Raw genomic sequence first — 18,545 nt, forward strand, 5'->3', positions numbered from 1 at the left:
CAGATCAACCAGGCCATCAGCCAGATGGACCAGGTCACGCAGCAGAACGCGGCGCTGGTGGAAGAAGCCGCCGCAGCGGCCGGCTCGCTGCAGGAGCAGGCCGGCAGCCTGTCGCAGGTCGTCAGCGTGTTCACGCTGGAGAGCGGCAGCGGCAGGAGCGCGCCGCTGCGTCGCCCCGCCCTCGCCGCCAAGGCGGCGGCGCCGCGCGCTACCGCGGCGCCGCGCAAACGCGAAACGACCGCGACGCGTGACGTGGCGGTTGCTGCGGGCAGCAGCGACTGGGAGTCTTTCTGACCTGAGCGCGTCCTCTGTCACCGAAAGCCGGCTCCGCGCCGGTTTTTTTTTTCAGCGCGCCCGTCAAAGGCCCGACGCCCTTATCCCGACATGGCCTGGAATCGGCCGCCAACCCGCATGGCCACTGGTGAATATGCTTATCCGCATAATGCGCGAACCAAAAAATAGTTGGTTTCCCTGAGCGCGACTTCTAAAGTCGATGCCCTCCGGGCGGTGCCGAATGCACCGCGCGTCAAGATCCACACACGATGTACCAATACACAGACTTCGATCGCCAGTTCGTGCGCCAGCGCGCGGCGCAGTTCCGTGACCAGCTCGAACGCTGGCAAGCCGGCCGGCTCGCCGAGGACGAATTCAAGCCGCTGCGCCTGCAGAACGGCTGGTACGTGCAACGCTACGCACCGATGCTGCGCGTGGCCGTGCCCTACGGCGAACTGTCGAGCCGCCAGTTGCGCGTGCTGGCCCGCATCGCCCGCGAGTACGACGAGCCCGAAGCCGAGGTGTATCGCCGCGCCACCGAGAAGCAGGCCGTACTCGGAACCAAGCACCTGCCGACCCACTACGGCCACTTCACGACGCGCCAGAACGTCCAGTTCAACTGGATCCCGCTGGCCAAGAGCGCCGACGTGATGGACCTGCTCGCCACGGTCGACATGCACGGCATCCAGACCAGCGGCAACTGCATCCGCAACATCACCAGTGACGAGCGCGCCGGCGTTGCGCACGACGAGATCGCCGACCCGCGCCCCTTCGCCGAGATCATGCGGCAATGGAGCACGCTGCACCCCGAATTCGCCTTCCTGCCGCGCAAGTTCAAGATCGCGATCACCGGCGCCGCCGAAGACCGCGCCGCCACCGGCTGGCACGACGTCGGTCTGCATCTGCTGAAGAACGAGGCCGGCGAGCTCGGCTTCCGCGTACAGGTGGGCGGCGGCATGGGCCGCACGCCGATCATCGGCACCGTGCTGCGCGAGTTCCTGCCGTGGCACCAGATCATGAATTACCTGGAAGCCGTGGTGCGGGTCTACAACCGCTACGGCCGCCGCGACAACATCTACAAGGCGCGCATCAAGATCCTGGTGAAGGCCGAAGGCCAGCGCTACATCGACGACGTCGAGGCCGAGTACCAGCAGATCATCACGCACGACGGCGCCCCGCACACCATCACGCAGGCCGAGTTCGACCGCGTGGTCGCATCCTTCGTGCCGCCGACGCTTGCCACCCGCGTGCTGCAGGCGGCCGACGTCACGGAAGCCGCGCTGCAGAAACATGCCGCCGACGACGTGATGTTCGCGCGCTGGCTGGCGCGCAATGTGGCACCGCACCAGAACCCCGCGCTGCGTGCCGTCACGCTGTCGTTCAAGCGCCTGAAGCAGGCGCCGGGCGATGCCACGGCCGACCAGCTCGACACGGCCGCGCGCCTGGCCGAGCGCTTCAGCGCCGGCGAGGCGCGCGTGACGCACGACCAGAACCTGCTGCTGCCCTGGGTGCACGCCGAAGACCTGCACGCGCTGTGGCTGGCCGCCCGCGAGGCCGGCTTCGCGAGCGCCAACGTGCGCCTGCTGACCGACATGATCGCCTGCCCCGGCGGCGACTTCTGCGACCTGGCCAACGCGCGGTCCATTCCCATCGCCGAAGCGATCACCGAGCGCTACCAGGACCTGGACGAGCTCGACGACCTGGGCGAAATCGACCTGCACATCAGCGGCTGCATCAACAGCTGCGGCCACCACCACAGCGGCCACATCGGCATCCTGGGCGTCGACAAGGACGGCAAGGAGTGGTACCAGGTGTCGCTCGGCGGCTCGGACGGCTCCGACCTCAGCGGCGCGCCGCTGGCCGGCAAGGCCGTCGGCCCATCGTTCACCGCGGCCGAAGTGCCGGAGGTGATCGAGGCCGTGCTCACGACCTACCGCGACACCCGCCAGATCGTCGACGGGAAGCGCGAGACCTTCATCGACACGCTGCGCCGGGTCGGGCCCGACCCCTTCAAGGCCGCCGCCAACGGTGCACGCTCCAAGGCCGAAGAGGTGGCCGCATGAACAAGACGCTGAAGCTCGTGGCCGCCGAAGACCACGTCGACGACGGCGACCCGAAGGTGCTGCAGCTGGCGAACGATGCCGACCCGCTCGCCATCGCCGTGTGCCTGCAGGACATCGACCGCATCGACCTGCACTTCCCGAAGTTCACCGACGGCCGGGCCTACAGCCAGGCCTTCCTGCTGCGCCGGCGCATGGGTTTCCAGGGCGAGATCCGGGCCACCGGCGACGTGCTGATCGACCAGCTGGTGCAGATGCAGCGCATGGGCTTTTCCAGCGCCGTGCTGCGCGAAGGCGTCGACGCCTCGGCGGCCCAGCGCCAGTTCGATCGCTTCGCGGCCTTCTACCAGGGCGACGCGGTGACGGCCGACCCGATCTTCAAGCGCGAATCCGCCTGACGCGGCTCCCTCGGTGAGCACACCCAGGCCGCGCTTCGTGCGCGGCTTTTTTTCGCGCGTTCGATGCGTGACCCGGTGACAGCTCATATCCAGGTTGACGCCCGAATCGCCCCGCAACCCGCATGAACAGGGGTGCATTTGCTTATCCGCATAAAGCGCGAACTAAAAGATCGTTTGCTTCCATAAGGGCTCTCCCTACAGTTCGGGCTCTCACGAAAACTTTTGTCCCATGCGCATCGATCTCGCACACGTCAACACCGAACTGGGCCGCAACGCCAGCGGCCTGGTCGACTGGGCCATCGGCCTCGGCCAGCCCGCGATCATCACGACCAACTTCCGCCCCTTCGAGGCCGTGATCCTGCACATGGTCACGCGTGCGAAGCGCGACGTGCCGGTGGTCTGGATGGACAACGGCTACAACACCGAGGCCACCTACCGCTTCGCCGACGAAGTGACGAAGCAGCTCGGGCTGGACCTGCACATCTACCTGCCGCGCCGCTCTCGGGCGCACCGCGAAGCGGTCGATGGCCCCACGCCGGCACTCGACGACCCGCGCCACGCCGCCTTCACCGAAGAGGTGAAGCTGGAGCCCTTCGCCCGCGCGTTGCGCGAGACGGCGCCGAAGGTGTGGTTCACCGCGCTGCGTGCCACCGACACCGCCGTGCGTGCGCAGATGGACCCGGTCAGCATCAACCCCGACGGCCTGATCAAGGTCGCGCCGCTGCTGCACTGGTCGTCGAAAGACCTCTACGAATACTGCGAAGCGCACGGCCTGCCCAACAACTTCGACTACGTGGACCCGACCAAGGGCGAAGACAACCGCGAATGCGGCTTGCATCTCTCGCACTGAGGACCTTCCGATGAACGCCCGCACCGACTCCGAACGGCTGCAACCGATGCACTCTCCCGCGCAACTGTCCAACACGCACCTCGACGCGCTCGAGGAAGAAGCCATCTTCATCCTGCGCGAAGTCGCCGCCGCCTTCGAGCGCCCGACGCTGCTGTTCTCGGGCGGCAAGGACTCGCTGGTGCTGCTCAAGTGCGCCGAGAAGGCCTTCGGCGCAGGGCGTATTCCGTATCCGCTGCTGATGATCGACACCGGCCACAACTTCCCCGAAGTGACCGACTTCCGCGATTTCCGCGCCAAGGAACTGGGCGCCGAACTGATCGTGCGCAGCGTCGAGGATTCGATGGCGCGCGGCACCGTGCGGCTGGCGCACCCGGGCGAATCACGCAACGCGCACCAGTCGGTCACGCTGCTCGAGGCCATCGAGGAATTCCGCTTCGACGCGCTGATCGGCGGCGCCCGCCGCGATGAGGAAAAAGCGCGCGCCAAGGAACGCATCTTTTCGCACCGCGACGCCTTCGGCCAATGGCAGCCGAAAGATCAGCGCCCCGAACTCTGGACGCTGTTCAACACGCGCCTGGCACCGGGCGAGCATTTCCGCGTGTTCCCGATCTCGAACTGGACCGAGCTCGACGTGTGGCAGTACATCGAGCGCGAGAACGTCGCGCTGCCGTCGATCTACTACACGCACAAGCGGGAAGTGGTCGAGCGCCGCGGCCTGCTGGTGCCGGTGACGCCGCTCACCCCGTCGCGCGATGGCGAAACGGTGCAGACGCGCGACGTGCGCTTTCGCACCGTCGGCGACATCACGACGACCTGCCCGGTCGCCAGCCTCGCGGCCGATGCCGGCGACGTGGTGCTGGAGACGCTCAGCGTCGACGTGAGCGAGCGCGGCGCCACGCGCATGGACGACATGACGTCGGAAGCTTCGATGGAGAAGCGCAAGAAAGACGGGTACTTCTGATGACCGCCACCACCCTCGAATCCAACATTGCCGCCGACACCGGTGCCGCCCTGCGTTTCATCACCTGCGGCTCGGTCGACGACGGCAAGAGCACGCTCATCGGACGCCTGCTGGTCGACAGCAAGACCGTGCTGCAGGACCAACTGGCCGGCGTGCAGCGCGGCGGGGAGACCGACCTGGCGCTGCTGACCGACGGCCTCTCGGCCGAGCGCGAGCAGGGCATCACCATCGACGTGGCCTACCGCTACTTCGCGACCGCCAAGCGCAAGTTCATCATCGGCGACGCGCCGGGCCACGAGCAGTACACCCGCAACATGGTCACGGCCGCGTCGAGCGCCGACGCCGCTGTCGTGCTGGTCGACGCGACCAAGCTGGGCTGGGCGGCCGAGGTGACCGACGGCGAAGTCGTCAAGGGCGAACTGCTCGCGCAGACGCGCCGCCACGCGCTGCTGTGCCATCTGCTGCGCGTGCAGTCGATCGTGTTCGCGGTCAACAAGCTCGACGCCATCACCGACGCCGAGCTGGCCTTCGAGCGCATCTCGAACGCGCTGAACGCCTTCGCTGCGAGCGCGGGCGTGCAGGTCGCCGCCATCGTCCCGATCTCTGCACTCAAGGGCTGGAACGTGGTGTCGGCACACGAAGGCTGGTGCGGCTACACCGGTCCGGCCCTGCTGGACCTGCTCGAAGGCCTGCCGGTCACGGCGCAGGACGAAGACGTGCCCTTCGCCTTCCCGGTGCAGTGGGTGGAGAAGTTCTCTTCATCTGCCGACACCTCGCAGGGCCGCCGCGTGTTCTGGGGCCGCGTCGCCAGCGGCCATGTCGAACCGGGCCAGCAAGTCACCGTCATGCCCAGCGGGCAAACGGCGACGGTGGCTCAGGTGCTGGGCCACACGCGCCAGCCGAAGACGGTGCATGCCGGCCACAGCGCGGGCATCGTGCTCGACCGCGAACTCGACGTCTCGCGCGGCGACTGGTTGCTGGCGCCCGACGCCTTCACGCCGGTGCGCGAGATCACGGCCACGGTCGCCTGGCTCGACGACGAACCGCTGGTGCCGGGCCGCATCTACTGGGCGCTGCAGGGCCACCGCTGGGTCAAGGCCAAGGTCGCGCGAATCGTCGACCGGGTCGACATCGCCACGCTCGAAGCCAGGCCGGCCACCCAGCTGGAGGCCAACGCCATCGGCGACGTGGTGCTGGCGCTGCAGCAGCCGCTGGCCGTGCTGCCCTTCACGCGCTCGCGCACGCTGGGCTCGCTGGTGCTGGTCGACACCGCCACCCACAAGACCGCGGCCGCGGTGCTGGTTCGTCCGGCCGCCGCCTGACGCTTTTCGCGAGCCCTTAAAATGCGGGGTTTCCCCCGATTTCACTACGCCGAGAACCGCCGGCACAGACTCTCATGACACACGTCGTTTCCGAAAACTGCATCCGCTGCAAATACACCGATTGCGTCGACGTGTGCCCCGTGGACTGCTTCCGCGAAGGTCCCAACATGCTGGTGATCGATCCGGACGAATGCATCGACTGCGCCGTTTGCATCCCCGAATGCCCGGCCAACGCCATCTTCGCGGAAGAAGACCTGCCGGCCGACCAGCTCGCCTTCATCAAGCTCAACGCCGAACTCGCGCTGGCCGACGGCTGGAAGAGCATCACCAAGCGCAAGGCGCCCCTGCCGGACGCCGACGACTGGAAAGACAAGCCCAACAAGATCTCGGAACTGGTGAAGTAAGCCCTCCGATGTCGGCGCGCCCACCGATCGAGACCGACGCGCTGATCATCGGCGCCGGGCCGGTCGGGCTGTTCCAGGCCTTCCAGCTCGGCCTGCTCGAGATCTCCTGCCACATCGTCGACGCCCTGCCCCACGCGGGCGGCCAGTGCGTCGAGCTGTACGGCGACAAACCCCTCTACGACATCCCCGGCACACCGGCCACCACCGGCCGCGGCCTGGCGGACGCCTTGCTGGCGCAGGTGGCGCCGTTCAAGCCGGTGATGCACCTGGGCGAGCGCATCGAGACGCTCGTGCGCGAGGCCGATGGCCGCTGGCGCCTGGGCACCGACCGCGGCAGCGAATTCGTCGCCAAGACCGTCTTCATCGCCGCGGGCGTGGGCGCTTTCGTGCCGCGCCGCGTCACGGTCGAGGGCATCGAGGCCTTCGAGGGTTCGAAGCTTTTCTATCACCCCGACGACCTCGACCGCTTCGTCGGCCAGACGGTCGTGGTGAACGGCGGCGACGACGCCGCGCTGGACACCGCCCTGGCGCTGGTCGGCCAGGCCGCCCATGTGACGCTGCTGCACCGACGCGACGGCTTCCAGGCCGATCCGGCCAAGGTCGCGGCCCTGCGTGCGCACGTCGCGGACGGCACGCTGGGCTTCGTCGTCGGCCAGCCGTCGGGATTCGACGGCAGCGAGCTGGAAGTGACGCTGCCCGACACGCGCATCGTGTCGCGTCCGATCGACGCCTTCATCGCCTGCCTGGGCATCTCGCCGCGCCTCGGCCCCATCGCCGACTGGGGCCTCGACCTGGAGCGCAAGCAGGTGCCGGTCGACACCGAGAAGTTCGAAACGCGCGCCCCCGGCGTCTTCGCGGTTGGCGACATCAACACCTACCCGGGCAAGAAGAAGCTCATCGTCTGCGGCTTCCACGAGGCCACGCTGGCCGCCTGGGGCGCCGCCGCCCTGGTGTTCCCCGGCAAGGCGATCCACCTGCAGTACACGACGACCAGCACGCGCCTGCACCAGCTGCTGGGCGTGGGTGCTTAAGTGCGAGGCTAAGGCACCGACAGCACGATCTTCCCGACGCTGAGGCCGGACTCCATGCGCCGGTGTGCTTCGGCGGCCTGCGCCAGCGGCAGCACCGTGTCGATCACCGGCCGCAGCGCACCCGCGCCGAACTGCGCCAGCCAGCGCTGCGCGAAGCGCCGCGTCATCGCCTGCTTCACAGCCGGCGTCCGCGACTTCATCACCGTGCCCATGATCTGCAGATGGCCGAAGAGCAACCGGTCGATCGGCATGCTCGCGCCCGCCGTGCCGCCCATCACGCCCACCTGCACCAGCCGGCCGCCATCGGCCAACGCGCGCACGTTGCGTTCGAAGTAAGGAGCGCCGATGAAGTCGATGACGACATCGACGCCGCGCCCGCCGGTCTCGGCCGCGACGACCTCGGCGAAGTCCTGCGCGCGGTGGTCGATGCCGACGTCGGCGCCGAGGGCGCGCACACGATCGAGCTTGTCGCCGCTCGCGCTCGCGAAGACCTGGGCGCCGATCGCATGGGCGAGCTGCACGGCGGCCGAGCCGACGCCACCCGCCGCCGCGTGGATCAGCACGCGCTCGCCGGCCTCGAGCCGGCCCAGGTGCACCAGGGCCTCGTGCGCGGTCACGAACACCTCCGGCACGGCGGCCGCCTGCACATCGTCGAGGCCATACGGCACGTGCACCGCCATGCGATGGTCGATGCGCGCGATCTCGGCGTAGGCGCCGCCGCCCACGATGCCCATCACGCGGTCGCCCAGCGCAAAGCCGGCCACGTTCGCCCCCATCGCGATCACCTCGCCGGCGATCTCGAGACCCATCAGCGTCGAATCGCCGAAGTCGGCGCGGCCATAGGCGCCACGGCGCTGGTTCAGGTCGGCGCGGTTGACCCCCACCGCGCGGTTGCGCACCAGCAGGTCGTCAGGGCGGAGCACGGGCTCGGGAACATCGGTCAGTTGCAGAACGTCGGCCGTGCCGAAGTCTTCGAAGGTGATGGCTTTCATGCGGGTATCAGGAGAAATTGTCGGAACAGGCGCGTGAGCCTATCCGGGACAGGCGACGCGCGCCCGTGTGACTAGAATCACCCCCGCTGCGCGCAACCCGCGCAGCAATCCGCTAGGGGTGCCGGCGCACGCGAGTGCAATGGCTGAGAGAGTCCCTTTGAACCTGATTGAGGTAAGCATCACTCAGGGTTGGCTGCTCGCGAGTCGCCGCACCTCAAACGCCACGGGATGCCTTGCCCGCTTCGAGGCGGCCGTCCAACCAGCCCGCGATGTACGTGACGGCATCGGTGAACCGTTCACGCTCAAGCAGTGCACGCGCCCTGCTTCCTGACGCTTGCGGGCGGTCTTGGAGAATGTTCGGTTCGTCACCAGACGCGCGAGCTTCGAAATCAGCATTCGCATGCAGCTGAGAGGTCAACTGAACAACTTCATTGGATTCAAAGGTCTTGGCGGACACCTCATGGGCAGCCTTGTTTCTGACTTTGCGGATTCTCTCCAAGTCGTCGAACATCCATCGAGGAATTAGATCGAGCGCATACACGAGCTTGATTCGCGAAGAGAACGTCGACAACGGGCCCATACCGGCGAACAGCGGATCAGCGGCCACTCTCGCGACATGTTCATCACGAGCAAGCCTATGGAACAGGAGGGCCCGGAGTACATCGTCTATAGCGCTCGCGCCTACAAGAATGCAGCCGCGGTCTGACTCCGACTCCATCTCGCCGAAAAGCTCGTGCACTCGGCGCTCATGCCGCTCATGCCGCTCATGCCGCTCATCACTATACCGAGCTTCAAATTCTTCGTTTGTGTCCATGGCTACTGAAGAGCTAGCTTTTGCGCAGAGAAACGAAAACACCGTTCCCATGGCGCTCGCTGCCGATGCCGATGCCGAAGCCGTACTGGTAATCATCAGCCAGGGCTCTCAATTCAAGTTCGTCAGGCTCCCATAGCGTGAAGACTACCCGCTGCTGCTTCAATTCCGCACCCTCATCGTTACGCACCAACATCTCCACATCGTAATTTCCAGCCTTCCAGCGAAAACGGCTCTTGAAGATGGACATTGCCTCTTCGAGCAACCCTTGATCGAGGAGTACAAGCTCCTGCGGCTTCCCCTCTCGTTGACTCTTTGCCTGAGCAGCTTCCGCCTTCTTTCCGATGTCCAGGCGCACTCGAGAAGCTAGTTGAGAGATCCTTCTGTCCTCGTCTCTCTCAAGTTTCTCGTAGGCGTTCAAACTCATGGAGTATTCACCTCCAGCCTGAATTGTGAATGGCATCAAAATCTGCGTTTGCGCGACCCGGTGGTCGGGATAAAACTCAGTAAAGGGCACTTCTAAAAAATCGACTCCGTCTCTGCGAAGTTTGATCGCAAGAGAACTGACGCGCGCAGACTTGCTGCCGGTGTTACGGATGTTGAGCACTAACCCGACCGTCGCGAAACCGGCCGCGTGCGTGATTCTCATCTGAGGCGGATAGTCAACCACCAATTTTGGCTTCCCGAACCATTTTGCTATCGGTGGAGCCTGGGACAAGACTATTGCCAACATTGACGAAGCAAAAGCCCAAAACGTCCAATCGCCGTAGAAGGGGGCATTCATCTTCTCTCTCCTCTCGCGCGTCGCGGAATTTGTTACAGGATACGTGCTCGCTCTCGGAAGGTCGAGTAGAGCGTGCGCCCATCGCGAAGCCGTCGCGCGAGGGCCGGCGCTCGAACTACAATCACCGCTCGCTAGGGGTGCTGGTCCGAATTTCGGTCCGGCTGAGAAAGTCCCTTTGAACCTGAATGCGCCATCTACGTTTTACTTAGATGGCCCGAGGTAATCCTCGCGCAGGGAAGCCGGCCCGACACGCCGCAATGCCGCACCGCACGCCGGTCGCGTCGCTTGTGCTTTCGGGCCATGCCCACCTGCCAAACACTTTGCATGGAGCAAATGGATGGCACACATGATCACTGCGGCAGCCGATGCATCGGCACCGGCGCGAAGCCGTGGTTGAGCGGGCCGTGCCCCTCGCCGGTCTGCACGCTGGCGCCAGCGGCGATCGCGCCGAGCACGTAGCGGCGCGCCAGGCCGACGGCCTCGGGCATCGCGTGGCCGAGCGCGAGATGCGCGGCGATGGCCGACGACAGCGTGCAGCCGGTGCCGTGCAGGTGGCGGCTGGCGATGCGTGCCGAGGCGTAGGGCTGGCGCACCCCGCCCGGCTGCCCGAGCAGGTCGACCAGGTCGTCGCCCGGCAGATGTCCGCCCTTGAGCAGCACGCCGCGCATGCCCTGCGCCAGCAGGTCGTCGACCGCACTGTCGAGCGCATCGATGTCGCCGATGCCGTGACCGATCAGCCATGCCGCCTCATCGAGGTTCGGGGTCACCAGCACGGCGCGCGGGAACAGCAGCTTCACCATCAGGGCCACGGTCTCCGATGCGATCAAGCGGGCGCCGCTGGTCGCGACCATCACCGGGTCGAGCACGACGTTCGGCAGGCGGTAGCGGTCGATGGCCCAGGCGACGACCTCGACGCTCTCGGGCGTCGGCAGCATGCCGAGCTTGACCGCGTCGACGCCGATGTCGTCCACCACCGCCTCGATCTGCGCCTTGAGGAACGCGGGCGGCACGGCGTAGATGCCGGTGACGCCACGCGTGTTCTGCGCGGTGAGCGCGGTGATCGCCGTCATGCCGTAGCAGCCGAGTGCCGCGAAGGTCTTGAGGTCGGCCTGGATGCCGGCGCCGCCACCGCTGTCGGAGCCGGCAATGGAGAGCACGCGGGCATAACGCTGCATCGGCGGCGAGTTGGTGGCGGGCAGGTTCGTCATCTCGAAAATTATGGGCGATGGGTGCGATGCGCCGTCGCGACGACGCGATGAGCACCCTGCCCTTCGAAGCGGCGACTGTGCTCGGCGCCGGACTGATGGGCCGCCTGATGGCGCTCGGCCTGGCGCGCGCCGGGTGCCAGGTCGTGGTGTTCGACGCAGCCGGCCCGGAGGCCGAGAGCGCCGCCGCGCGCGTGGCCGCCGCGATGCTCGCGCCGCTGGCCGAATCCGCCGTGGCACCCGCGTCGGTGGTGCGCATGGGCCATCACGCCCTCGCACGCTGGCCCGCGCTGCTGCAGTCGCTCGACACGCCGGTCTTTTTCCAGCGCGAAGGCACGCTGGTGCTGTGGCACCGGCAGGACGCGGCCGAAGCGGCGCGCCTGGCGCGGGTGCTCGAACGCACCGGCGAGCAGGTGCCCGCACTGCCGACGATGCAGCGCGTCGACGCCGATCGCATCACGGCGTTGGAACCGTCGCTGGGCACCCGCTTCGCGCAGGGCCTGTTCCTGCCGGACGAAGGCCAGCTTGACAACCGCGCGCTGCTCGATGCGCTGCGCACTGCATTGGAAGCGATGCCGAACGTGCGCATGCACTGGCACAGCCCCCGCGCGCTCGATGACTTTGCGCCCGCGCCGAACGAACGCGTGATCGACTGCCGGGGCCTGGGCGCCCGCAGTCAATGGCCATCGCTGCGTGGCGTGCGCGGCGAAGTGATCCGGGTGCACGCGCCCGAGGTCGCCCTCACGCGGCCGGTGCGGCTGGTGCACCCGCGCTACCCGCTCTACATCGCGCCCAAGCCCGGGGGCGTGTTCGTCATCGGCGCCACCGAGATCGAATCGGCCGACCTGTCGCCGGCCAGCGTGCGCTCGACGCTCGAACTGCTGAGCGCGGCCTATGCGGTGCACAGCGGCTTCGCCGAAGCACGCATCCTGGAGATCGCGACGCAGTGCCGGCCGACGCTGCCCGACAACCTGCCGGCCCTGCGCCAACCGCGGCCGCGCGTGCTGCAGATCAACGGCCTGTACCGACACGGTTTCATGGTCGCGCCTGCGATGCTGGACATGGCGATGGACCTCCTGGCCACCGGGCACTCGGCGCTGGCCGAGACCTTCGACCTGCCGATGGAGGCCATGGCATGCACGTGCTGATCAACGACATCCCGCACGCCTTGCCTGAGCCGGCCACGGTGGCCGATGCGCTGGCCGCGATGAACGCGCTGCCGCCCTATGCGGTGGCGGTGAACCGCGCATTCGTGCCGCGCTCGGCCTACGCCGCGCACGCGCTGAAGAACGACGACCGGCTCGAGGTCATTCGCCCGGTGACCGGAGGCTAGACCCCATGCACGCAACGCCATCCCTCGACCCGCTGGTCCTGTACGGCCAGACCTTCCCCAGCCGCCTGCTGCTGGGCACGGCGCGCTATCCCTCGCCCGACGTGCTCGAGGCCGCGGTGCGGCGCGCGCGGCCGGCCATGCTCACCGCATCGCTGCGCCGGCAGACGGCCGTGACCGGCACGGGCGGCCATGAGGACAACGGCTTCTGGCACCTGCTCAGGCAACTCGGCGTGCCGGTGTTGCCCAACACCGCCGGCTGCCACGGCGTGCAGGAAGTCATCGCGACCGCACAGATGGCGCGTGAGCTGTTCGACACCCCATGGATCAAGCTTGAGCTCATCGGCGACGACTACACGCTGCAGCCCGACACGCTGAACCTGGTCGACGCCGCCGCCCGGCTCATCCGCGACGGCTTCCAGGTGCTGCCCTACTGCACCGACGACCTGGTGCTGTGCCAGCGCCTGGTCGACGTCGGTTGCCAGGCCGTCATGCCCTGGGCTGCACCGATCGGCACCGGCCGGGGGCCGATCAACCCCTACGCGCTGCAGTTGCTGCGCGAACGGCTCGACGTGCCATTGCTGGTCGACGCCGGCCTCGGCCTGCCCTCGCACGCCTGCCAGGTGATGGAGTGGGGCTATGACGGCGTGCTGCTCAACACCGCCGTTGCGCTGGCGCAGGACCCTGTCTCGATGGCCGGTGCCTTCGCCGACGCGGTGCAGGCCGGCCGCAGCGCGCACCGCGCGGGCGCGATGGCCGCACAGGCCTCCGCGCAACCCAGCACGCCGGTCCTCGGCACGCCCTTCTGGCACCACGACACCGCATGAACGACATGACCCCCCACGCCGCCGAGATCGTCGCCGCGCATGCCGGGCGCTTCGGCACGGTCGCGCCACCACCGGTGCAATTCCGCTCCGCGCACCCGGTCTACCGCGCCGCCAAACAGGCCTGCATGGCGCTCGGCTTCATTGACGCCGATGCCGAATGCCTGGCCTGCGCCTGGCATGCGCAGACCGTGCGCACCGGGCGCTTCGACGCCCAGACCTGGCCCGATTCGCCCCCCGATTTCGGCATGGGCGCCTTCCCGCCCGGTACGCGCAGCGATGCCTTCGCGCCCTGCCCTGCACGCCTTGGCCTTTACGCCGTACTGCCCGACGCCGCATGGGTCGGCCGCATGGCGCGCGCCGGCGTGCCGACGGTGCAACTTCGCTTCAAGTCGACCGACGCCCACGCCATCGACCGCGAAGTCGCCGCTGCCGTGCAGGCCGTACAAAGCACCGGCGCACGGCTCTTCATCAACGACCACTGGCAGGCCGCGATCGCCGCCCGCGCCTATGGCGTGCACCTCGGGCAGGAAGACCTCGACGCGCTCGCATCCAACGACCTGCGACGCATTCGCGCGGCAGGCCTGCGGCTGGGCGTCAGCACGCACGGCTATGCGGAGATGGTGCGTGCCGACACGATGAGCCCGAGCTACATCGCGATGGGCGCCGTCTTCCCGACCACGCTCAAGCAGATGACAACGGCGCCGCAAGGCATCGCCCGACTTCACGCTTACGCGCGACTGCTGCGCGGCTACCCACAGGTCGCCATCGGTGGCATCGATGCCGAGCGGCTGCCGGCCGTGCTCGCGACCGGCGTCGGCTCGGTCGCGATGGTGCGTGCGCTGATCGCCGCCGACGACCCCGAAGCGACGGCCGCGCGACTGAGCGTTGCCATCGCCGCTGCGCACTGAATCCCGATGACTTCTTTCCCCGCCTCCCAACACGCCATGCATACCCCTCGTCCCACTTCCATCGCCCTCGCCGTTGCGGCCGCCCTGCTCTCGATGACCGGTGCCGCCGCGCACGCGCAGGAGGCCACGCTGCCGTCCGTCACCGTGGATGCGCGCAGCACCCCGCCGCAGGCCGACATCAGCGGCTTCGGCGACCTGCCGCTCAAAGACGTGCCGATCTCCGCCACCGTGATCGACAGCCAGCAACTGCAGGCCAGCGGCGCGCGTCGACTCGCCGACCTCACGCAGTTCGACCCGTCGGTGACCGACGCGTACAACTCGGCCGGCTACTGGGACTACCTGACGGTGCGCGGCTTCGTGCTGGACAACCGCTTCAACTACCGCCGCGAGGGCCTGCCGATCAGCGCCGAGACGGCGATCCCGCTCGACAACAAGGAGCGCATCGAGATCCTGCGCGGCACCAGCGGCATCCAGGCTGGCACCAGCGCGCCGGGCGGCCTGGTCAACTACGTCGTGAAGCGGCCGACCGAGCAGGACCTGCGCGAGGTGCGCACCGAGGTGTCGGGCCGCGGCAGCGTGCTCGGTGCGGTCGACCTGGGCGGGCGCTTCGGCGAGGACCGCCAGTTCGGCTACCGATTGAACGTCGCGGCCGAAGACCTCAAGCCGCGCACCTATGCGCTCGACGGCGAGCGTCATCTGTTTTCGCTGGCGGCCGATTGGCGCCTCACGCGCGACTCGGTGTTCGAGGCCGAGATCGAATACAGCAAGAAGCGCCAGCCGAGCCAGAACGGCTTCAGCCTGCTGGGCAACACGCTGCCGGCGCCGGTCGACCCGCGCATCAACCTCAACAACCAGCCCTGGTCGCAGCCGTCGGTGTTCGAAGGGCTGACCGGCACGCTGCGCTTCACACAGGCGATCAACGCCGACTGGCGCTGGAGCGCGCAGGTCGGGCAGCAGCGACTGAAAAGCGACGACCGGCTGGCCTACGCCTTCGGCTGCGGCGCCGAAGGCAACTACGACCGCTATTGCTCCGACGGCACCTTCGACGTCTACGACTTCCGCAGCGAGGACGAGCGCCGCACGCAGACCGCGGGCAACCTCAGCCTCAAGGGCAACGTGATGACCGGCAGCGTGCGGCACGACCTGACGGTGGGCCTGCTCGCGACCCGCGTGCGCAACCGCTTCCAGGACCAGGCCTACAACTACGTGGGCACCGGCAACGTGTGGGGCACGGCGATCGTGCCGGCCGACCCGGCGCTGACCGATGCCAACACCAACCGCGACGAGCGCTCGACCGAGTTGTCGGTGCAGGACGCGATCCGCTGGAACGACCGCTTCACCACATGGCTGGGCGTGCGCCACACACGCCTGGACCGCGACAGCGTGCGCACCGACGGGTCGCGCCCCACCGGCTACAAGGACGGCCTCACGACGCCCTGGGTCGCCGTCAGCTACGCGCTGCAGCCGGGGCTCATGGCCTATGCCAGCTGGGGCGAAGGCGTGGAGTCGCAGGTCGTGCCGAACAAGGTCTCGCAGTACAGCAACGCCGGCGAAGCACTGCCGGCGCTGACATCGCGGCAACGCGAAGTGGGGTTGAAGGGCACGGTGGGAACGTTCAACTGGCAAGCCGCGTTCTTCGACATCTCGCGACCGGTGACCAACGTCGACACCTGCAACAACACCGGTGCGTCATGTACCGGCCAGTACGACGGCCAGGCCGAACACCGCGGCCTCGAACTCAACGGTGACTGGACGCAGGGCCCGTGGCGCCTCGCGGGCGGCATGACCTTGATCGACGCGAAGCGCAGCGGCAGCGAAGACACGGCGATCAATGGCCAGCGCCCGACCAACGTACCGCGGCAAGTGCTGCGGGCGCAGGCCGCCTACCGCATCGCCGCCGTGCCCGGCCTCGAATTGCAAGGCCAGATGTCGCACGAGGGCCGCCGCAATGTTCTGCCGGATGGATCGATCACCTTGCCTTCATGGACGCGCTTCGATGCGGCGCTGCGCTACGACACCAAGATCAGCGGCGTCGCCACGCGGTGGACCTTCGGCATCGAGAACATCGCCGACAAGCGTTACTGGAAAGAATCGCCTTACCAGTACGGTCACGTGTACCTCTTTCCCGGTGCGCCGCGAACACTGCGACTCGCCGTCACGGCCGCGTTGTGAAAACTCTGCAGCACGACACCCGCCCTCTTCAAAAGGCCCAAAAAACCACGCTATAATCTGAGGCTTGTTCCTCGATAGCTCAGTTGGTAGAGCGCCGGACTGTTAATCCGTAGGTCCCTGGTTCGAGCCCAGGTCGAGGAGCCAAAATTAGCCGCAAGGCGACTGAATGCCCCGCTATTCACGTAGCGGGGCATTTTCATTTTCGGCGTCTGATTCGAGCAAACACTTGGTGTGCCCAGTCTCCGTACGCAGCGCACGACGGTCGCGCCGGATATCTCTTAGATCCACCGCGCCGAATAGGTCGGACTGGTGTCGCGCACCCGCTCCTTGCCGCATTCCTGGCACACGTAGATCTCCAGTGCGCCCGCCGCGCGCTTGTTCAATGCCTCGGCCCATGGCTTGGCGCTCAACAGTCGAAGGGCCGCATGCGGCGGCGTGTCGCGGGCCGAGTGCTGCACGAGTTCTACGCACAGCGGACATGAACTCGGCGTCTGGGGAGCTTCGGGGGACATGAGGGGCTCGATCACGTGGTCTGCCCCGCCGACATGGCGGGATATGCGCGAATGCTAACGGCTCGACGATGAGTACCTTGGTTCGCATCGATGGCATATTGCGTGAAATACGCCCGTTTTCAGGAACACAAAGGTATTCATTTGTGGCTTCTTCGGGTTTCAATAGAGGCCTCTGTCCGAATCCGAATGACCACCATGTCCGATGCCTCGAACCCCTTCACTTTCGAGTACTCCCTCGGCGCGTTCGAGGTCACGGCCTGCGACCTGGTGGTCACGACGCCGCAATCACGCGACCCGATGGCCGACGAAACGGTACGGAAGGTTTTGACGCTGCTGAAGGAGCAGCACGGCACCGACGCGGCATTCGTCGCCGAACTGCATGATGAATCGCTGATGGAGCCAGCGCCGGTCATGTCGCCACGCGGCGGATTCCATGACGACGCGACGGGTGATGTCTACGTGCTGGCAGTCTGCCTGCAGGTGTTCGGCCCCTTCGAGCGATGCTTCATCCGTGTTCCGGTGCTGCTGGCCGATGGCCGAAACTACGGCACGCTCTATGCACCTTGCAAGGGCCTGACCGAAGAAGAGCGCCGGCGCGATGCCGCTCTGGTCGAGATGACCGCCCAGCTCACAGCGCGTCTGGTCGATGCGCGCCGTGTGCCGGCGCGTTCCAAAGCCGTGAGCGAAGCCCAGCCGCAACCACAGTACGCCTGAAATGCGCAGTGCCCTGACCGGGCCGACGCCTCTGCGGCAGTACGCTCAGCTCAGAAGCCGCCCATAAAGGTCGACGGCTCGCCAGCCCCCTCGGCCGCGGCAAAACGGGCCGACTCCTCGTCGCCGGGCTCGTTGGAGAACACAAGCGTTGCAAGCGCCAGGGCGAAGCACACCAGGATGGCAACAAAGCCAAAGCTGTAGACCAGCGCGGCCATCGCCAACGGGCCCAGAAGGAGTGCGATGAGTTTGTACATGTCCGCATCATTGCGGACAACTCGAGAAACCCTCTGTGATCAATGTCACAGATGACTGCGCGTCCTACGTCCGCCTACACAGTTGCTCGTCCATGCGACTCGGCTCATAAGTCCAAAGACCTACAAATTCACCGGCAGCGCACAGTCACGGGCGGAGAGTCAATCCGGCTCGTCCAGGATGGCGATGGTGGTCTCGACACGCTCAGCCATCTTCTCTTCGAGATGTCCCCATCCACGGTAGGTCGGCACGATCGTGAGCCACCCGATACCGATCACGCAGAACAACGCCACGAACAGTTCGACATCCATCGCTGCCTTACGTTTCCCTCTTCGAAGAGAGGCGAATTCTAAGCACCGGAGACCCTGATTTCGTCCGAAATGTCAGCGCTGTTCAAGCCGTCTCACGACGCCCAGACCGGAGAACCACGCGTCGATGGGGGTGTTGTGGCTTCGCTCGCCCATTTCACGGGGGCGGAAACAGAGCAGCTCACCAGGCATCGTGACTGCCTCGAGCAAGACATAGTGAAACTCGCCTTCTTCCAGCTCGTTCACACTCAATGCCAATCGTCCAGAACCCGTCATGCTGCCTCCGGTGAATCTTCGATGACAGGTTTGTAGCCGCTGACCTCGCCAAGGCCGAGGGACTTTTCCGCGCTTCTGCCTCGCCATCCCATGCGCCCCCATGTTTAGGACACACTTCGTGACACATTCCCGCAACGGGTCGCCTTGCCAAGCTC

General features: G+C 66.8%; 21 protein-coding genes, 1 tRNA gene and 1 pseudogene. 15 read left to right on the plus strand and 8 right to left on the minus strand.

What is annotated here, in order from left to right; translation table 11 throughout:
• The 8 genes and pseudogenes from ACSFA2_RS20845 to ACSFA2_RS20880 all read left to right on the plus strand — a co-directional run.
• A pseudogene (locus ACSFA2_RS20845) lies at positions 1-294 on the plus strand (methyl-accepting chemotaxis protein); the annotation flags it as partial.
• A 248-nt stretch (positions 295-542) separates the two neighbouring features.
• Complete coding sequence (locus ACSFA2_RS20850) at positions 543-2,336, plus strand: nitrite/sulfite reductase (RefSeq protein ID WP_435457241.1); 1,794 nt, start codon at positions 543-545, stop codon at positions 2,334-2,336.
• Positions 2,333-2,731 (plus strand): DUF934 domain-containing protein, encoded by a 399-nt coding sequence (locus tag ACSFA2_RS20855; protein ID WP_435457242.1) that lies wholly within the window; start codon positions 2,333-2,335, stop codon positions 2,729-2,731. Before ACSFA2_RS20850 ends, ACSFA2_RS20855 begins: the two co-directional genes overlap by 4 nt.
• A 229-nt stretch (positions 2,732-2,960) precedes the next feature.
• On the plus strand, positions 2,961-3,581 hold the full coding sequence (locus ACSFA2_RS20860) for a phosphoadenosine phosphosulfate reductase domain-containing protein (RefSeq protein ID WP_435457243.1): 621 nt from the start codon (positions 2,961-2,963) through the stop codon (positions 3,579-3,581).
• Positions 3,582-3,591: 10 nt separating this feature from the next.
• Positions 3,592-4,542, plus strand: coding sequence for a sulfate adenylyltransferase subunit CysD (gene cysD / locus ACSFA2_RS20865; RefSeq protein ID WP_435457244.1), 951 nt, complete (start codon positions 3,592-3,594; stop codon positions 4,540-4,542).
• Positions 4,542-5,864: a sulfate adenylyltransferase subunit 1 gene (locus tag ACSFA2_RS20870; protein WP_435457245.1), complete on the plus strand. Its 1,323-nt coding sequence runs from the start codon at positions 4,542-4,544 to the stop codon at positions 5,862-5,864. The genes cysD and ACSFA2_RS20870 overlap by 1 nt, the downstream gene beginning before the upstream one ends.
• Positions 5,865-5,938: 74 nt before the next feature.
• Positions 5,939-6,268 (plus strand): ferredoxin FdxA, encoded by a 330-nt coding sequence (gene fdxA, locus ACSFA2_RS20875; RefSeq protein WP_435457246.1) that lies wholly within the window; start codon positions 5,939-5,941, stop codon positions 6,266-6,268.
• Positions 6,269-6,276: 8 nt separating this feature from the next.
• A complete protein-coding gene (locus ACSFA2_RS20880) occupies positions 6,277-7,299 on the plus strand; it encodes an NAD(P)/FAD-dependent oxidoreductase (RefSeq protein WP_435457247.1) in 1,023 nt (340 codons plus the stop codon).
• An 8-nt stretch (positions 7,300-7,307) separates the two neighbouring features.
• On the opposite strand, the gene ACSFA2_RS20885 is transcribed toward ACSFA2_RS20880, so the two are convergent.
• The 4 genes from ACSFA2_RS20885 to thiD form a co-directional block, all read right to left on the minus strand.
• Entirely contained in the window at positions 7,308-8,291 is a 984-nt protein-coding gene (locus ACSFA2_RS20885; RefSeq protein WP_435457248.1) for an NAD(P)H-quinone oxidoreductase, read from the minus strand.
• Positions 8,292-8,505: 214 nt separating this feature from the next.
• The gene (locus tag ACSFA2_RS20890) at positions 8,506-9,105 is read right to left on the minus strand and encodes an MltR family transcriptional regulator (RefSeq protein ID WP_435457249.1); all 600 of its coding nucleotides are present in this window, start codon (positions 9,103-9,105) and stop codon (positions 8,506-8,508) included.
• Between the two features lie 13 nt (positions 9,106-9,118).
• On the minus strand, positions 9,119-9,886 hold the full coding sequence (locus tag ACSFA2_RS20895; protein WP_435457250.1) for a hypothetical protein: 768 nt from the start codon (positions 9,884-9,886) through the stop codon (positions 9,119-9,121).
• Between the two features lie 350 nt (positions 9,887-10,236).
• Positions 10,237-11,094, minus strand: a complete 858-nt coding sequence (gene thiD / locus ACSFA2_RS20900; RefSeq protein WP_435457251.1) for a bifunctional hydroxymethylpyrimidine kinase/phosphomethylpyrimidine kinase — start codon at positions 11,092-11,094, stop codon at positions 10,237-10,239.
• A 47-nt stretch (positions 11,095-11,141) separates the two neighbouring features.
• Here thiD and ACSFA2_RS20905 point away from each other — a divergent pair, with 47 nt between their 5' ends.
• The 6 genes from ACSFA2_RS20905 to ACSFA2_RS20930 all read left to right on the plus strand — a co-directional run bounded on the left by ACSFA2_RS20905 (position 11,142) and on the right by ACSFA2_RS20930 (position 16,472).
• Positions 11,142-12,239 (plus strand): FAD-dependent oxidoreductase, encoded by a 1,098-nt coding sequence (locus ACSFA2_RS20905; RefSeq protein WP_435457252.1) that lies wholly within the window; start codon positions 11,142-11,144, stop codon positions 12,237-12,239.
• Entirely contained in the window at positions 12,227-12,424 is a 198-nt protein-coding gene (gene thiS, locus ACSFA2_RS20910) for a sulfur carrier protein ThiS (protein WP_435457253.1), read from the plus strand. The genes ACSFA2_RS20905 and thiS overlap by 13 nt, the downstream gene beginning before the upstream one ends.
• A gap of 5 nt (positions 12,425-12,429) precedes the next feature.
• A complete protein-coding gene (locus tag ACSFA2_RS20915; protein ID WP_435457254.1) occupies positions 12,430-13,248 on the plus strand; it encodes a thiazole synthase in 819 nt (272 codons plus the stop codon).
• Entirely contained in the window at positions 13,245-14,156 is a 912-nt protein-coding gene (gene thiE / locus ACSFA2_RS20920) for a thiamine phosphate synthase (RefSeq protein WP_435457255.1), read from the plus strand. The genes ACSFA2_RS20915 and thiE overlap by 4 nt, the downstream gene beginning before the upstream one ends.
• A 36-nt stretch (positions 14,157-14,192) precedes the next feature.
• Entirely contained in the window at positions 14,193-16,328 is a 2,136-nt protein-coding gene (locus ACSFA2_RS20925; protein ID WP_435457256.1) for a TonB-dependent siderophore receptor, read from the plus strand.
• Between the two features lie 68 nt (positions 16,329-16,396).
• A tRNA-Asn gene (locus ACSFA2_RS20930) sits at positions 16,397-16,472 on the plus strand.
• Positions 16,473-16,606: 134 nt separating this feature from the next.
• On the opposite strand, the gene ACSFA2_RS20935 is transcribed toward ACSFA2_RS20930, so the two are convergent.
• A complete protein-coding gene (locus ACSFA2_RS20935) occupies positions 16,607-16,840 on the minus strand; it encodes a hypothetical protein (protein ID WP_435457257.1) in 234 nt (77 codons plus the stop codon).
• Between the two features lie 102 nt (positions 16,841-16,942).
• On the opposite strand from ACSFA2_RS20935, the gene ACSFA2_RS20940 reads away from it, so the two are divergent.
• Positions 16,943-17,554: a hypothetical protein gene (locus ACSFA2_RS20940; RefSeq protein WP_435457258.1), complete on the plus strand. Its 612-nt coding sequence runs from the start codon at positions 16,943-16,945 to the stop codon at positions 17,552-17,554.
• Positions 17,555-17,604: 50 nt separating this feature from the next.
• Here ACSFA2_RS20940 and ACSFA2_RS20945 read toward each other — a convergent pair whose 3' ends face one another.
• The 3 genes from ACSFA2_RS20945 to ACSFA2_RS20955 form a co-directional block, all read right to left on the minus strand.
• Complete coding sequence (locus ACSFA2_RS20945) at positions 17,605-17,808, minus strand: hypothetical protein (protein WP_435457259.1); 204 nt, start codon at positions 17,806-17,808, stop codon at positions 17,605-17,607.
• Positions 17,809-17,967: 159 nt separating this feature from the next.
• Complete coding sequence (locus ACSFA2_RS20950; protein WP_435457260.1) at positions 17,968-18,117, minus strand: hypothetical protein; 150 nt, start codon at positions 18,115-18,117, stop codon at positions 17,968-17,970.
• 72 nt (positions 18,118-18,189) lie between these two features.
• Positions 18,190-18,390 carry a hypothetical protein gene (locus ACSFA2_RS20955; RefSeq protein ID WP_435457261.1) on the minus strand — a complete coding sequence of 67 codons (201 nt, stop codon included), beginning with the start codon at positions 18,388-18,390 and terminating at the stop codon, positions 18,190-18,192.
• Positions 18,391-18,545: the final 155 nt, after the last annotated feature.

The organism is Variovorax cryoconiti (assembly GCF_051216395.1).
Taxonomy (GTDB): domain Bacteria; phylum Pseudomonadota; class Gammaproteobacteria; order Burkholderiales; family Burkholderiaceae_C; genus Variovorax.